This window comes from Dactylosporangium sp. NPDC050688 (assembly GCF_040654515.1).
Lineage (GTDB): Bacteria > Actinomycetota > Actinomycetes > Mycobacteriales > Micromonosporaceae > Dactylosporangium.
The window spans coordinates 355593-370109 of the sequence record NZ_JBFAIC010000001.1 but is presented as its reverse complement, the minus strand read 5'-3'; the positions used below and the strand labels follow the sequence as shown (position 1 = coordinate 370109).

The 14517-nt window shown below is 74.3% G+C and carries 12 protein-coding genes; 8 read left to right on the top strand and 4 right to left on the bottom strand.

Features of this window, described 5'->3' with window-relative positions:
- Positions 1 to 2 precede the first annotated feature (2 nt).
- From AB0H83_RS01780 to AB0H83_RS01760, 5 genes are all read left to right on the top strand, one after another.
- Positions 3 to 2480 (top strand): SMC family ATPase, encoded by a 2478-nt coding sequence (locus AB0H83_RS01780; RefSeq protein WP_360085163.1) that lies wholly within the window; start codon positions 3 to 5, stop codon positions 2478 to 2480.
- Complete coding sequence (locus AB0H83_RS01775; RefSeq protein WP_360085160.1) at positions 2477 to 3427, top strand: hypothetical protein; 951 nt, start codon at positions 2477 to 2479, stop codon at positions 3425 to 3427. Before AB0H83_RS01780 ends, AB0H83_RS01775 begins: the two co-directional genes overlap by 4 nt.
- 50 nt (positions 3428 to 3477) lie before the next feature.
- The gene (locus tag AB0H83_RS01770) at positions 3478 to 4323 is read left to right on the top strand and encodes a DNA-3-methyladenine glycosylase 2 family protein (protein ID WP_360085572.1); all 846 of its coding nucleotides are present in this window, start codon (positions 3478 to 3480) and stop codon (positions 4321 to 4323) included.
- A gap of 61 nt (positions 4324 to 4384) precedes the next feature.
- Positions 4385 to 5500, top strand: a complete 1116-nt coding sequence (locus AB0H83_RS01765) for an ATP-dependent DNA ligase (RefSeq protein WP_360085157.1) — start codon at positions 4385 to 4387, stop codon at positions 5498 to 5500.
- On the top strand, positions 5497 to 7035 hold the full coding sequence (locus AB0H83_RS01760; protein ID WP_360085154.1) for an alpha/beta hydrolase: 1539 nt from the start codon (positions 5497 to 5499) through the stop codon (positions 7033 to 7035). The genes AB0H83_RS01765 and AB0H83_RS01760 overlap by 4 nt, the downstream gene beginning before the upstream one ends.
- A 2-nt stretch (positions 7036 to 7037) precedes the next feature.
- Here AB0H83_RS01760 and ligD read toward each other — a convergent pair whose 3' ends face one another.
- Complete coding sequence (ligD, locus tag AB0H83_RS01755; RefSeq protein ID WP_360085151.1) at positions 7038 to 8057, bottom strand: non-homologous end-joining DNA ligase; 1020 nt, start codon at positions 8055 to 8057, stop codon at positions 7038 to 7040.
- A gap of 78 nt (positions 8058 to 8135) precedes the next feature.
- Complete coding sequence (locus AB0H83_RS01750; RefSeq protein WP_360085148.1) at positions 8136 to 8921, bottom strand: hypothetical protein; 786 nt, start codon at positions 8919 to 8921, stop codon at positions 8136 to 8138.
- 160 nt (positions 8922 to 9081) lie between these two features.
- Here AB0H83_RS01750 and msrB point away from each other — a divergent pair, with 160 nt between their 5' ends.
- The gene (gene msrB / locus AB0H83_RS01745) at positions 9082 to 9492 is read left to right on the top strand and encodes a peptide-methionine (R)-S-oxide reductase MsrB (RefSeq protein ID WP_360085144.1); all 411 of its coding nucleotides are present in this window, start codon (positions 9082 to 9084) and stop codon (positions 9490 to 9492) included.
- A 57-nt stretch (positions 9493 to 9549) separates the two neighbouring features.
- Here msrB and AB0H83_RS01740 read toward each other — a convergent pair whose 3' ends face one another.
- Both AB0H83_RS01740 and AB0H83_RS01735 read right to left on the bottom strand, forming a co-directional pair.
- Positions 9550 to 10314, bottom strand: coding sequence for an ABC transporter permease (locus AB0H83_RS01740; protein WP_360085141.1), 765 nt, complete (start codon positions 10312 to 10314; stop codon positions 9550 to 9552).
- A complete protein-coding gene (locus tag AB0H83_RS01735) occupies positions 10307 to 11269 on the bottom strand; it encodes an ATP-binding cassette domain-containing protein (protein ID WP_360085138.1) in 963 nt (320 codons plus the stop codon). The genes AB0H83_RS01740 and AB0H83_RS01735 overlap by 8 nt, the downstream gene beginning before the upstream one ends.
- A 77-nt stretch (positions 11270 to 11346) precedes the next feature.
- On the opposite strand from AB0H83_RS01735, the gene AB0H83_RS01730 reads away from it, so the two are divergent.
- Together AB0H83_RS01730 and AB0H83_RS01725 are read left to right on the top strand one after the other, a co-directional pair.
- The gene (locus tag AB0H83_RS01730; RefSeq protein ID WP_360085135.1) at positions 11347 to 12111 is read left to right on the top strand and encodes a TetR/AcrR family transcriptional regulator; all 765 of its coding nucleotides are present in this window, start codon (positions 11347 to 11349) and stop codon (positions 12109 to 12111) included.
- Positions 12112 to 12155: 44 nt separating this feature from the next.
- On the top strand, positions 12156 to 14513 hold the full coding sequence (locus AB0H83_RS01725) for a hypothetical protein (RefSeq protein ID WP_360085132.1): 2358 nt from the start codon (positions 12156 to 12158) through the stop codon (positions 14511 to 14513).
- Positions 14514 to 14517: the final 4 nt, after the last annotated feature.

The following is a 14517-nucleotide window of genomic DNA, read 5'->3' as shown; positions in this document are numbered from 1 at the left end:
ACATGCGGCCCATTCGTTTGGACCTGGACGGGTTCACCGTGTTCCGGCGGCCGACCACGATCGACTTCACCGACACGGACTTCTTCGCCCTCGTCGGCCCGACCGGCTCCGGCAAGTCGACGGTCCTCGACGCGATCACGTTCGCCCTGTACGGCACCGTGCCCCGCTGGGGCGACCGCCGGGCCATCGCCAACGCGCTCGCCCCCTCGGCGACCGAGGCCAGGGTGCGGTTCGTGTTCGAGTCCGCGGGCGTGCGCTACGTGCTGGCCAGGGTGGTGCGCCGCGACGGCAAGGGCGCGGTCACCACGAAGCACGCCGGGCTGGAGGCGCTGCCGCACGGCTTCGACCTGTCCCGGTTCGACAGCGGGCTGAGCGCGGAGGACATGGGCACCGTGCTCGCCGGCACCCCCAACGAGGTGGACCTGGCGGTGCAGACCGTGATCGGGCTGCCGTATGAGCAGTTCACCAAGTGCGTGGTGCTGCCGCAGGGCGAGTTCGCGGCGTTCCTGCACGCCAAGCCGGCCGAGCGGCAGAAGATCCTGGTGAATCTGCTGGGTCTGGACGTGTACGGCCAGATCCGCGAACGCGCGACCGCCCTCGGCGGCACCGCCGACGCGAAGCTCAAGGTGCTCACCGAGCAGCTCGCCGGGATGTCCGACACGGACGACGCGGCCCTCGCCGCCGCGCAGGCACGGGCCGCGACGCTGCGCACGCTCACCGAGGACGTCGACCGGATCAGCCCGCAGCTGGCCGACGCGGCGAAGCTCGCGGTCGCCGCCGCGGAGACCCTGACCGGCCTGGACGCCGAGATCCGGCGGCTGACCGGGCTGCGGGTCCCCGCCGACGCCGGCACCCTGGCCGCGGGCGCGGCCGCCGCCCGGGGCGCGGTCGCCGCCGCCGTCGACGCGGCCCGGGCCGCCGAGGAGTGCGAGGACAAGCTGCGCGGCGAACTGCAGGCGGCCGGGGACCAGACCGCGCTGCGCCGGCTGCTGGACGCGCACGGCGAGCGCGACCGGCTCGCCGCCGAGGCGGTCACCGTGCACGAGACCGTCGCCGCCGCCGAGCGCGAGCACGGCAAGGCGACCGGGGCCCTCGCGACCGCCCGTACCAGGGCCAAGGACGCCCTCGACGCGCTCGAGGCCGCGCGGGACGCCTACCAGACGGCGGTCGCCGTGGACCGCGCCGCCGCGCTGCGCCCGCACCTGCGGGTCGGCGACGAGTGCCCGGTGTGCACCCAGACCGTGCAGGTCCTGCCGGAGCTGCCGCACGAGCCGGCGGTCGCCGCGGCCAAGGCGGCCGGTGACGCGGCCCGCAAGCGCAGCGACGCCGCCGAACGGGTCGTCACCGAGCAGGACAAGGTGGTGCGCGACCTGGACCGGGGGCTCGCCGCCGCCCGGGCGCACGCCGAGCAGGTCGACGCCCGGCTGGCCGCGCTGGACCGGGCGCTGGACGGTGCGCCGCCGCCCGACGCCCTGCGCCGCGACCTCGAAGCCATCGCGAAGCTCCACAGTGGACTGGAGCGGGCCGGCGCCGAGGTGCGCAAGGCCCGCGAGGCACACCGCAAGGCCGCCGGCGCCGCCGACCGGGCCGAGGACCAGCTGCGGGCGGCATGGAAGGCGTTCGACGCGGCCCGCGACGCGCTCGCCGCGTTCGGCCCGCCGCCGGCCGACCGGGACGACCTCGCCGCGGCCTGGGCCGCGCTGACCGGCTGGGCCGGCGCCGCCGCCGGGGAACGGCAGGCCCGCCGCCCGGTGGCCGCCGAGGCCGTCACGGCCGCCGAGGCGCGGGTGGACGAGGTCCGCGACGAGCTGCGCGCGCTGTTCGCCGCGGCCGGGCTGCCCACACCCGGCGGGGACCCGTCCCGGGAGGCCGCGATCGCCCTGGAGCGGGCCGAGGCCGCGCACCGGCGGGTCGAGGAGCGCCGCGCGGAGGCGGCGCGGCTGCGCGAGCAGCGCGACGAGGTCGCCAAGGAGAGCCAGGTCGCCAGGGCCCTCGCCCAGCACCTGCGGGCCGACCGGTTCGAGCGGTGGCTGCTCGCCGAGGCCCTCGACACGCTCGTGGAGGGCGCGTCGCGGACCCTGCGCGAGCTGTCGGGCGGGCAGTACGACCTCGGCCACGAGAAGGGCGAGTTCTACGTCGTGGACCACCACGACGCCGGGCTGCGCCGGGCGGTGCGGACCCTGTCCGGCGGTGAGACCTTCCAGGCGTCGCTGGCGCTGGCGCTGGCGCTGTCGGAGCAACTCGCCGGCATGTCGACGGCGGCCGCGAGCCTCGAGTCGATCGTGCTGGACGAGGGCTTCGGCACGCTGGACCAGTCCACGCTCGACACGGTGGCCGCGACCCTGGAGGCCCTCGCCGCGCGCGGCGACCGGATGGTCGGCGTGGTCACCCACGTCGGCGCCCTCGCCGAACGGATCCCGGTCAGGTTCGAGGTCCGCCGCGACGCGCGCACGGCCCGGGTGGAACGGATCGGGCTGTGAAGTTCCACGTCGACGCCTGGGACCCCTCCTACGGGGTCGCGTTCGAGGCGGCCGACGGCCCGCAGGCGCAGAGCAGCGCCCAGATCCAGGCCGACGTCGAGCTGCCGGCAACGGCGTGGCGGGCGATCGAGGCTCCGGCGGGGCTGCGCCCGCCGGGCACCGTCCTCGTCGTCGACGGCGTCCAGCGCATCGACGCGCGCGTCTGGGCCACCGACGACGACGGCGTCACCCATCCCGGCGTCGCCGCGTCGTACGCCGCCGGGGTCGTGCGCTGCGACCTGGACCGGGGCGCCGCCGCGATCGCCACGACCCGCATCGAGCGCGGCCTGTTCACCCCGTTCGAGCTCGCGCCGCCCCTCGTCGCCGGCGCGATCCGCTACCCGGCCCGGCGGGTCGCCCGGGGTGAGCCGAAGGACCTGGCGCTGGGCGTCCAGCGGCACATGCGGGCGCTCGAGGTCGGCGTGTCCGGCGAGGAGCGCGACGACGGTGACCTGCTCATCGTCGACGGCCCGCTGCAGGAGCGGGCGCACCTGCCCCGCGCGCTGGGCTACATCAAGACACACCGGGTGGAGTACCTGCCGGCGGACCTGACCGCCGTCGTGACCGCGCTGCGCGGCGGGCAGCGCTCCCCCGTGTTCCTGCTCGGCACGTCGTGGCACCGGTTCGCCTGGTACCTGCGGCTGCCCGGGCCCGAGGGCTCGCCGTGGGCGGGGATCGTGCGGGCCGAGTGCTCCGCCGAGCTGCTGCCGGTCGACGCGGTCGCGCTCGCGCACCTGTCGGCGGTCACCCTGCCCCGCTTCGCGTCCAGCGCCTACAAGGACCCGCGGGCGCCGCAGAACCTCATCCCGATCGCCGGCCTGGAGCGGAAGCTGCGCGCCATGCTCGGCGACGCCCGCCTGCTGCACCGCGCCCTGGCCCGTGCCGCTGCCAGGGCCGTGGCCCGGTGAGGACCTTCCCCACCCCGCCCCGGTACGACCTGGCGGGTACCCTGCGCGGCCTGGCCCTCATCCACGGCGACCCGACGCTGTCGATCGGGGTGCGGGAGGGCTGGTTCGCCACCCGTACCCCGGACGGTGCCGGGACGCTCAGGCTGGAGCTGGCCGGATCGTCGCTCGTCGCGACCGCCTACGGCCCGGGCGCAGGCTGGCTGCTGGAGCGCGCCGACGCCGTCGCCGGGCTCCGCGACGACGTGACCGGCTTCGCCGAGCTGGCCCGCCAGCACCCCCTCGTGCACCGGCTCGCCCACGAGCACGCCGGCCTGCGCATCGGCGCGACCGGCCGGATCTTCCACCACCTGGTGCCGGCCGTGCTGGGCCAGAAGGTCACCGGCAAGGAGGCCCGCGACGGCTACGTGCGCCTGCTGCGGCACTTCAGCACCGACCCGGCGCCCGGCCCCAACCCGCGGCTGCGGCTGCCCCCGCCGCCCGAGGCGATCGCCGCCGCGCCGTACTGGGTGTTCCACCCGTTCGGCATCGAACAGAAGCGCGCCGACACGCTGCGGCGGGTCGCGGCCGAGGCCACCCGCCTGGAGCGCTGCGCCACGATCGCGGAGGCGGCCGCCCGCCTGCTCAGCGTGCGCGGGATCGGCCCGTGGACCGTCGCGGAGGTGACCCGGGCCGCGTTCGGCGACGCCGACGCCGTGTCCGTCGGCGACTACCACATCAAGAACGTCGTCGCGTACGCCCTGACCGGCGCCGCCCGTGGCACCGACGAGCACATGCTGGAGCTGCTCGCCCCGTACGCCGGGCACCGCGGCCGGGTCTGCGGGCTGCTCGCCGCCGCCGGCATCACCGCGCCGAAGTTCGGCCCGAGAATGCCGCTGCGCAGCTTCGCGCGCTTCTGACGGCGCCGCGCCCGGCGCGACCCGGGGCCTGCGACATCGCGGATCCGGTTACTGTAGGACCGTGGATCTGCCGGTGATGCCGCCCGTTGAGCCGATGCTGGCCAAGAGCATTCCTGACCTGCCCAAGGCGGACGGGATGAGCTTCGAGCCGAAGTGGGACGGCTTCCGTTGCATCGTGTTCCGCGACGGCGACGAGGTCGAGCTCGCCAGCCGCGGCGGCAAGACGCTGACCCGCTACTTCCCCGAGGTCGTCGCGCAGGTGCTGGCGCAGCTGCCGCCGCGGTGCGTGGTCGACGGGGAGATCATCGTGATCCGCCGCGACTCCGGCGAGCCGAAGCTCGACTTCGAGCTGCTCGGGCAGCGCATCCACCCGGCGGCGTCGCGGGTCAACCTGCTCGCCGAGCAGACGCCGGCGTCGTTCGTCGCGTTCGACCTGCTCGCGATCGGCGACGAGGCGCTGGTCGAGGTGGGCTATTCGGCCCGCCGCGCCCGGCTCGTCGAGGCCCTGTCGGGGGTGCGGGCGCCGGTGCACGTGACGCCGGTGACGACCGACATCGACACGGCCCGCGACTGGTTCGACCGGTTCGAGGGCGCCGGGCTGGACGGGGTCATCGCCAAGCCCGGCGGCGGCGCCTACGAGCCCGGCAAGCGCACCATGTACAAGATCAAGCACGCACGGACCGCCGACGCCGTGGTCGCCGGGTTCCGGTGGCACAAGGACGGGCCGATCGTCGGGTCGCTGCTGCTCGGCCTCTACGACGACGACGGCCGCCTGCACCACGTGGGCGTGTCCGCGTCGTTCACCCGGGAGCGGCGGGCGGAGCTGGTCGAGGAGCTCGCGCCGTACCGCGAGGGCATCGTCGAGCACCCGTGGAACTGGGCGGGTCAGGCGCCCGGCGAGGCCGCCGCCAGCCTGGACGCGGTGCCGGCCGACGGGGCCACCCGGCTGCCGGGCGGGCTGAGCCGCTGGTCGGGCAAGAAGGACCTGTCGTTCGTGCCGCTGCGCCCCGAGCTCGTCGTCGAGGTCGGCTACGACGCGATGGAGGGCGACCGGTTCCGCCACACCGCCCAGTTCAAGCGCTGGCGGCCGGACCGGGAGCCGCGGTCGTGCACCTACGAGCAGCTGGACCGGCCGATCCGCTTCGACGTCGAGTCCGTGCTGGCGGGGCGGCCTTGAGACGCTCGCGGCTGCTGCCGGCACTGGTGGTCGCGGCGCTGCTCGGCGGCTGCGGCGCGCCTGCGGCACCCAGGCAGCACGCGCGCCAGCTGGACGCGCCGGCCGCCGGGCCGGCCACGTCCTCCGGGGTGAAGGTCGAGCCGGCGCAGTGGACGCCGTGCCCCGACGTGTACAAGGGTGTGTTCGCCAGCCCGCCGCAGAACGTGAAGTACGACTGCGCCACGGTGAAGGTCCCGCAGGACTGGCAGAACCCGGAAGGGTCCGGCACGTTCGACATCGCGCTGGTCCGCGGCCGGTCCACCACGCAGCGGGACCGGGTCGGGTCGCTGTTCATCAACCCGGGCGGGCCGGGCGCGTCCGGCTTCGAGTATGCCGTCTACCGCTCGGTGTACCTGCCGGCCGAGGTCGTGCGCCGCTTCGACGTGATCGGCTTCGACCCGCGCGGCATCGGCCGGTCCTCGCCGGTGAAATGCTTCTCCGACGCCGACCTCGACGCCAACTTCGGCATCGACCCCGACCCGCAGACCGACGCGGCGTTCGCCGAGTCCGTCGCGCTGGCCAGGAAGCTCGCGCAGAGCTGCGGCGACAAGTACGGCGACACCCTGCGCTACTTCTCCACCGAGCAGACGGCCCGCGACATCGACGCGCTGCGGGCAGCGGTCGGCGAGCGGCAGCTGACCTATCTCGGGTACAGCTACGGCACGCTGCTCGGCGCGGTGTACGCGCAGCTGTTCCCGAAGAACGTGCGCGCGCTGGTCCTCGACGGGGCGGTCGACCCGGCGCTGTCGATGCAGGACTCCGCGGAGAAGCAGGCGGCCGGGTTCGAGCACGCTTTCGACAACTTCAGCACCTGGTGCAAGGCCAACGCCAGCGCCTGCCCGATCGGCCCCGACCCGCGGGCCGTGGTGACGAAGGCGATCGCCGACGCCCGGACGGCCCCGGTGCGGGGCAAGGGGCGCACGGCGACGGCCGGCTGGGTGTTCACCGCGGTCGTGTCGTCGCTGTACAGCGAGTCCAGCTGGCGGGTGCTCGCCCAGGCGATGCAGGACCTGCGCGGCGGCAACCCGGACAGGATGTTCCAGTTGGCGGACTCCTACGCCGAGCGCGACCCGCGGGGTAAATACACCAACATGTTCGACGCGAACGCGGCGGTCGGCTGCGCCGACAGCGACGACACGCCCACGGTCGAGCAGGCCCGGGCGCTGCAGCCGCTGTGGCGGTCGAAGTACCCGCTGTTCGGCGGCGCGCTCGCGCTGAACCTGATCTGCGCGCAGTGGCCCGGCAAGCGCGACCCGTACCCGGCGGGCGAGGCGACCGGCTCCGCGCCGATCGTGGTCATCGGCACGCTCGGCGACCCGGCGACCCCGTACGAGCAGGCGCCCGCCCTGGTGAAGATGCTGGGCACCGGCACGCTGGTCACGTGGAAGGGCGAGGGCCACACGGCCTACCCGAAGACGGGCTGCGTGATCGACGCGGTGAACCGGTACCTCATCGACCTGCGGGTCCCCACCGCCAACCTCACCTGCGACAAGTAGCGTTAGTCGACGGGCTCCACGGCCCTGGCCCGGCTCGGCTGGACCCGCATCGGCTCGCCCGGCATCTTCGGGTACTCCGGCGGGTAGGGCATGTCGCCCTCGCCGTTCGCGGCGTCGCGCTCCGCCCACTCCAGCAGCGGCGTGATGTCGTGGGCGACGTCGTCGATGCCGGCGTGCGCGTCGCCGAGCCGCGCGATGCGCTCCGGCACGGTGCGCAGGTCGAAGTCGTCGGGCTCGACGTCGGGCAGCTCCTCCCAGCGCAGCGGCGTCGAGGCGGTGGCCCGGGCGTTGGCCCGCAGCGAGTACGCGCACGCGATCGTGCGGTCCCGCGCCATCTGGTTGAAGTCGACGAAGACCCGCTCGCCCCGCTCCTCCTTCCACCACTTGGTGGTCACGAGGTCGGGCCGGCGCCGCTCGACCTCACGGGCCAGGGCGATCACGGCCCGCCGGGCCTCCACGAACGTCCACCGCGGCTGGATCCGCACGTACACGTGCACGCCGCGCCCGCCGCTGGTCTTCGGCCAGCCCTTCCAGCCCAGCTCGTCAAGGACGGCCTTGAGCTCGCCGGCGACGACGGCCGCGTCGGCGAAGTCGGTGCCCGGCTGCGGGTCGAGGTCGATGCGCAGCTCGTCGGGGTGGTCCACGTGCGCCCTGCGCACCGGCCACGGGTGGAACACGATCGTGCCCATCTGCGCCGCCCAGGCCACGTGCGCGAGGTCCACCGGGCACAGCTCGTCAGCCTTGCGCCCGCTGGGGAACGCGATCTGCGCCGTCTCCAGCCACGGCGGCACGCCCTTGACGGGGACCCGCTTCTGGAAGAACGTCTCGCCGCCGATCCCCTCCGGGAACCGCTGCAGCGTCGTCGGCCGGTCGCCCAGCGCCCGCATGATCCCGTCGCCGACCGCGACGTAGTACTCGAAGACGTCGCGCTTCGTGAAGCCGCGCTCCGGGAACATCACCTTGTCGGGACTGGTCAACCGCACCGGCCGCCCGGCCACCTCGATCTCCAGCGCACTGGCCATGCCAAGCACCCTACGCGCCGGCCGGGCCCGCGGGGACCCGCGACACCGGTCCGGCCGCCGCCGCGCCCACGCTCACGCTCACGAGCGGCGGGTGGCCTGCGGGCTGGGGCGGCGGCGGGGCTGCGGCGTCGCGGGGCGGCCGTCCCTGGGTCCGGGGCCCTTGCGGGCGGGGCCGCGGCCCTGCTCCTCGCCCCGGTCGCCGAGCCGCGTCAGGTACAGGATGCCGGCTCCGCCGATGATGAACCCGAACCCGATCGTCGTCATCATCGACGACGTGCCGGTCACGGGCAGCGCGCCGGCCGCGGTGCCGGTGGCCGGGCCCGCCCAGGAGCCCACGGGCACGGCCGCGACGCCGGGGCCGCCGGTGCCGGTGCCGGTGCCGCTGGGTGTCGTGCCGGGTGCGGCACCCCCACCACCGGGCGTGCCGTTGCCTGCGCCACCACCGGGCGTGTCGCCTGGAGTCCCGTTGCCGGTGCCGCCACCGGGTGTCGTGCCACCGTTGCCGCCAGGCGTACCGTTGCCGGCGCCACCGCCGGGAGTCGTGCCGCCGTTGCCGCCGGGCGTGCCGTTGCCAGTGCCGGTACCGTAGCCGCCGCCCGCCAGGCCCGGGTGCAGCGGGCCGCCGGTGCCGACCCCGCCGTACCGCCAGTCGTTGGTGTCCGCCGGGCCGTAGCCGGCGGGGCCGGTGCCCGGGTGGGAGGTCTCGCCGGCGGCGCACAGCTCCAGCGTGCCGCCCCACGACGTGCCGCAGCCGTCCACGCGCAGCTCTTGCGCCGCCGGCGCGGCCTGCGCCGCGGTGGTCAGTGGCGTCATGCCCGCGGCGCCGGCCGTGCCGACCGCAACCGCCTTGTAGAGCAGCCTCATCGTTGTCGTACCTCGCCTATTCGACCACTGTGCCAGAAAAGTCCGAATCACGGCTTTCGTCGTCCAACGAGGCGAGGACGCAGACGTCGCGCGTACCAGCGCAAAAAGGGGTTCTCAGGCTGTAATGGTCGGTCGGCGGCGGGCCGCCTACCGTTGAGGCATGACCGAGCCACTTGTCGACCTGCCCACCACCGATGCCGAGTGGCGCGTGCGGCTGTCCCCGGACGAGTTCCGGGTGCTGCGCCGCGCGGGCACCGAGGCGCCGTGGAGCGGGGAATACGTCAACACCAAGACCGTCGGCGTCTACCACTGCCGGGCGTGCGGCGCCCAGCTGTTCGAGAGCACCGCCAAGTTCGACTCGCACTGTGGCTGGCCGAGCTTCGACGACGCCATCCCGGGCACCGTGAAGGAGATCGAGGACCGCAGCCACGGCATGCTCCGCACGGAGATCCGCTGCGCCCGGTGCGACTCCCACCTGGGGCACGTGTTCCGGGGCGAGCGGATGACCGACAAGAACACCCGGCACTGCGTCAACAGCCTGTCGATCAGGCTGGACCCCGCCGCCGGCTGACAGGCACCCGGGCCCGCCGGACCGCCGATGAGGGCGGCCCCGGCGGGGTCCGCGCCGTCAGCCGCGGGTCTTGGCGCGGAAGAGCAGCGCCGACGCGACGATCGACACGGCCATGATGGCCAGGCACCAGGCGACCGCCTTCCACGGCGCCGAGCCGACCGGCTGGTCCAGCAGCAGCCCGCGCAGGCTCTCCACGATCGGCGTGACCGGCTGGTTGGCCGCGAACCCGCGCAGCCACGACGGCATGGTGTCGGTCGGGACGAAGGCGCTGCTGGCGTAGGGCAGGAACGTGATGCCGAACGTGTAGCCGCTCGCCGCCTCGGGCGAGGACGCCAGCAGCCCGAGCGCCGCGGCCAGCCACGACACGGCGCCGATCACCAGCACCAGGATGCCCGCCGCGGCGAGCCACTGCACCGCCGAGGCGTGCGGGCGGAACCCGATGGTGAACGCCACCCCGAAGACCAGCACGCTGGAGAACACGTTGCGCGCCACGCTGGCGGCGACGTGACCGGCGAGGATGGCCGGGCCGCCGACGTCCAGCGAGCGCAGCCGGTCGATGATGCCGCCGGTCATGTCGTTGGCCACGGAGCCCGCGGTCATGCCGGAGCCGAACGACACGCACAGCAGCATGACGCCGGGCACGACGTAGGTGACGTAGGCGGTGCCCGTGTCGATGGCGCCGCCGAAGAGGTACACGAAGACGACCATCAGCATCACCGGCAGGACCAGCGACATGATGATCGCCTCGACGTTGCGGCGGCCCAGGCGCAGCGAGCGGCCGCCCATGGTCAGCCACTGGACGGGGACGGTGGCACTAGACATCGGCGAGCTCCTTGGCGGGTGACGAGGTACGCGACGTCGTGGTGAGGGCGAGAAAGACGTCGTCGAGGGTGGCGCTGTGCAGCCAGAAGCGGCGCACGGCGGTGCGGCCCGGGTCGACCTCGTCGAGGACCGCGCGGACATGGGCGGCGCTGCCGTCGGTGGTGACGCCGACGGTGAGCCGGTCGGCGTCGTGCTGCACGACCCGCCCGCCGAGGTGGGCGAGCACCGCGTCCCAGCCGGCCCGGTCGACCAGCTCCAGGTCGAGGCGCTGGTCGCCGAAGCGGCGCTTCAGCTCGGCGGGGGTGCCCTCGGCGACGACCCGTCCCTGGTCGACCACGGCGATGCGGTCGGCGAGCCGGTCGGCCTCCTCCAGGTACTGCGTGGTGAGGAAGACGGTCACCCCGGTGCTGACGAGCCCGGCGATCACCTGCCACATCGCCTGCCGGCTGGTGAGGTCCAGCCCGGTGGTCGGCTCGTCGAGGAAGATCACCGACGAGGTGCCGACGAGCCCGGCCGCGAGGTCGAGGCGGCGGCGCATGCCGCCGGAGTAGGTGCCGGCCCGGCGGTCGCCGGCCGCGCCGAGGTCGAAGCGCTCCAGCAGCTCCGCGGCCCGGCGGGTGGCGGCGGCGGCGCTCAGGCCGCTGAGCCGGCCCATCATCCGCAGGTTCTCCGCGCCGGTCTGCAGCTCGTCGACCGCCGCGTACTGCCCGGTGAGGCTGACCGCGCCGCGCACCTGCCGGCGCTGCCGCACCACGTCGTAGCCGGCGACGCGGGCAGTGCCGCCGTCGGGGCGCAGCAGGGTGGCCAGGATGCGCACGGTCGTCGTCTTGCCCGCGCCGTTGGGCCCGAGCAGGGAGAACACCGTGCCGGTGGGCACCGCGAGGTCGACGCCGGTGAGGACGTCGAGCTTGCCGTAGGACTTCGTGAGGCCACTGGCCTCGACCGCGAGAGACATCCCCGTCCTCCAAGATTCTAATGCGTATGTCGTACGCACTACTGCGTAAGTTATACGCAGAAGTAGAATCCGAGTCAATGGACACTGAGCTGCCCCAGAGCCTCGCCGCCGCCTGGGGGATCCGCACCCGGCCGGGCAAGGGCCCGAAACCCGGGCTGACCCTGGACCGGATCGTGCAGGCGGGGGTGCGGGTAGCGGCGACCGAGGGCCTTGGCGCGGTGTCGATGGGCCGGGTCGCGGCCGAGCTCGGCGCGGCCACCATGTCGCTGTACCGCTACGTCACGGCCAAGAACGAGCTGCTCGACCTCATGGTCGACGCGGCGATCGGCCCGCCGCCGGCCGCGCCGCCGGGCGAGGGCTGGCGCGAGGGGATGCTGCGCTTCGCCCGCACCCACCTCGCGGCCCTGCGCCGGCATCCCTGGATCGTGCGGGTGCCGATCACCACCCCGCCGCTGACCCCGCAGCAGGTCGCCTGGATGGACCACGGCCTCGAGGTGCTCGCGCACACCTCGCTCAGCGAGGCCGAGAAGCTCTCCACGATCATGACCATCAGCGGCATCACGCGAAACTGGGCGCTGCTGACCGCCGACATCACCGCGGCCGCGCAGGCGTCCGGCACGACCCCCGACGAGGCGATGCTCACCTACGGGCAGCTGCTCGGCAAGGTCGTCGACCCGCTGCGGTTTCCCGCGATCGGCCGGCTGCTGGCAACCGGCATACTGGACATGCCGGACGAGACACCAGACACCGACTTCGAATTCGGATTAGCCCGTGTCCTGGACGGTATAGCAGCTCTGGTCGACCGCCGGGAGCACGGCACGCACGCCCCGGACGGTCCATGACGCGTTAACAGGGTGCGACGGTCGTCTCGAGAACGGCGGATCACGTGGCAGTAACCGTAGAACAGCCCACGTCAGCGGCACCGGCGCCGGTCACGACCCGGCGGGTGCCGGCCGCCTGGACGCCACCGGCGGTGCTCGGCGGGCTGATCCTCACCGGGCTGGCGTGGTACGGGGTGCCGGTCTGGACCACCGCGGTCTTCGCGGGCTACGTCGCCCTGGGAATCATCCTGCCGGGCACGCTGCTCTGGCGGGCGGTCCGCGGCCGGCCCGGCTGGTTCGTCGAGGACGTGGCCGCCGGCCTCGCCGTGGGCTACTCCTGCGAGGTCATGGCGTACGCCGGCGCCAGGGCGATCGGGCTGCCGCTGCTGACCGCCGCCTGGCCGGTCGTCACGATCGCCGTCTTCCTGCTCGTACCGGGGCTGCGGCGGCACTGGCGCGGCACCGGCCGGGCCGGGGAGAAGACCCCGTTCTGGTTCTCGGCGATCCTGTCCGGCTCCGCGCTGGTGCTCTTCTACTGGAGCGCCGTGCGGTTCTTCCGCACGCACGACCTCGCCGGGCCCGGCATGCTGAGCCCCGACATCGACTCGCCGTTCCACCTGGCGCTGCTCGGCGAGGCCAGGCACCACATGCCGCTCGCCTCGCCGTGGCTGCCCGAGCAGCCGGTGCTCTACCACTGGTTCGTCTACGCCGAGATGGCCTCCACCTCGTGGCTCACCGGGATCGAGCCGCAGGTGCTGCTGCTGCGCCTGTCCCCGCTGCCGATGGTCTTCGGGTTCCTGCTGCTGATGGCGGTGCTCGGCCGGCGGCTCACGGGCCGGTGGTGGGCCGGCGCCGCCGCCGCGGTCACCACCTACTTCGTGCTCACCCCGACGCCGTACCAGTGGCGCCTCGACGGCTGGTTCTCCACCTTCGGCACGAACGCCTACGAGGACGGCTCGTCGCTGCGGGCCCAGATGTGGACCAGCCCGACGCAGACGTTCGGCGCGATCCTGTTCGCCGGGCTCGCCCTGGTCCTCGTCGACGTGCTCACCGTGCCCGGCCGCCGGCGGTGGGTCCTGGTGGTGCTGCTGACCGCGGCCGTCACCGGCGGCAAGGCGACGTTCCTGCCCATGCTGCTGGCCGGCCTGCTGCTGGTCATCGCGGTGCGGCTGGTGACCCGCCGCCGGGTCCACCCGGCCGCCCTGATCGCCGCCGGGATCGCGTTCGTCGCGCTGCTGTTCGCGCAGTTCGTGCTGTTCGGCGGCGCCGCGCAGGGCCTGGCGATCGACCCGCTGCACTTCGCGCGGATCTCCGGCGCGCCCTACACGGCCGCGTTCGCGCTGCCCGACACCGGGCCGGCGTGGCGGCTGGCTCTCGTCACCCTGATCACGTTCGCCTGCTGGGCGTGCATCTGGCCGGGCCTGATCGGGCTGGCCAGGCTCGCCAGGCGCCGCCGGCCGGACCCGGACGTCCCCGCCGACCCGGTCGTGCTCATGGCCGGCATCGGCCTGTCCGGCATCGGGGCGCTGCTGGTCTTCGGGCACGAGGGCGGCGCCGAGGGCTGGTTCATGGTGTCCGGGCGGCCGTACCTGTCGCTCGCCGCGGTGGCCGGTCTCGCCCTGATCACGCCCACCGGCGTGCCGGTCCGGCGGATGCTGCTGTGGGTGTACGGCGCGATCTTCACCGGCGCCGCGATCCTGGTCGTGGTGCACGAGGCCGACCCGAAACGGACCCCGCGCCCGTCGGCCGTCGGCGGGGCGGCGCAGACGGCGTTCCACCTGGTCTGGCCGTACCTGGCGGTGTTCGCGCTGCTCGGCGTCGCCGCGTACGTCGTGCACCGCTCGTCCTTCCCGGCCAAGGGCACCGTGTACGCCGCCATGCTCGCCGGGGTCTGCCTGGTCACCACGCCGCTGCACCTGTACGCGACAACCCGCGACGCCGGGCGGACCGGCTGGCGCGGCGTGCAGCAGTACCAGCCGTTCATCCCCCCGGGCACCGCGGAGGCGGGCCGGTGGCTGCGCGACCACTCCGACCCCGGCGACCTGGTGGCCACCAACGCGCACTGCCTCATTGCCGGCGACGCCCCGAAGGACGGGTGCGACAACCGGCACTTCGCGTTCTCCGCGTACTCCGAACGCCGCTTCCTGATCGAGGGCTGGGGCTTCACCGCCCGCACCCACGAGGTGGCCGCCGCGACCGGCGTCAACGCCGTCTGGGCGCCGTACTGGAACGCCCAGCTGCTGGCGGACAACGACGCGGCCTTCTCGGCCCCGTCGGCGCAGACGATCGGTAAGCTGCGCGACCAGTACCGGGTGCGCTGGCTGTTCGTCGACGAGGCCCGCAACGCCCCGGCACCGGCGCTGGGCGACGTCGCGCGGCTCAGGCACCGCGCCGGGGACATCGCCGTCTACGAGATCGGCTGAGGGA